We start from the raw sequence: 936 nt of genomic DNA on the forward strand, positions 1-936 counted from the left end.
CCTCCCCGCCGCCCTCCCCGTCGTCCGGCGCGGGGGTCACCTCGCTGCTGCCGGCGCGTTCCGGCGCGCGGCCACGGCGCAGGCTGGCCCTCGTGAGCGGCGGGCTGCTTGCCGCGCTCGCCGGAGGCGGCGCTGTGGCGGCCGTGCTGCTGCTCAACCCGCCGGAGTCCCGGGACGGCGCGGGCGGCGCCGGGCCGTCCCTGGCGGAGGGCGCCGAGCGCCCGAGCGGCGGCCTGAGGACGTCCGCGGCCGACAGCGACGGCTCGGGCGGCCCGACCGGCTCCGGCAGCTCCCGGGGGTCCTCCGGCCGGTCGCTGCCCCCGGCGCCCGACGGGTACCGGACGGTGGACGATCCGCTGGGGTTCCGGATGGCCGTGCCGAAGGGTTTCACCCGCTCCCTGGAGCCGCCCCGGGTCTTCTACTACTCCGAGGGCAAGCGGTTCCGGATCGGTGTCCTCATCCAGGACCAGGAGCCCGGCGGTGCCCTCGGGGTGATGCGGAAGGACCACAGGGAGGCGCCCGACCACTATCCGGGGTACCGGGACGGTAAGGTCGGTGCGCGCCAGCACCGCGGGTTCCCCGGTGCGCGCTGGGAGTTCACCTGGGACGGAGGGCCCGGCGACGGCGGTCCCCGGCACACGTACGATCAGAGCTGGGACGAGGCCGGAAAGATGTACGACGTGTGGGTGTCCTCTCCGCTGCCGGAGGTTTCGGAGGGCAAGGGGCATTTCGACACGGCCCTGCGCACCTTCGTCCGTACCCGTCCCCGGTGACGTCACAGGTCCGTGAACGTACTGGAAACGAGCCTGCCGCACGGGGTATTGGTGGGGCCATGACGAACGAGGGGGAGCGCCGGTTGGACGAGCCGACGAGCTACGGGCTGCGCCCGCCGGAACCGGCGCCACCGCCCGGCGGCGTGCCGCCGCAGCCCGGTCC

Annotated in this window: 1 pseudogene; it reads left to right on the forward strand. The window is 75.2% G+C overall.

The features are described from left to right. Nucleotides 1-773, forward strand: a pseudogene (locus G5C65_RS37735) (serine/threonine protein kinase); the annotation flags it as partial. Nucleotides 774-936 lie beyond the last annotated feature (163 nt).

The organism is Streptomyces boncukensis (assembly GCF_011045075.1).
Classification (GTDB): domain Bacteria; phylum Actinomycetota; class Actinomycetes; order Streptomycetales; family Streptomycetaceae; genus Streptomyces; species Streptomyces boncukensis.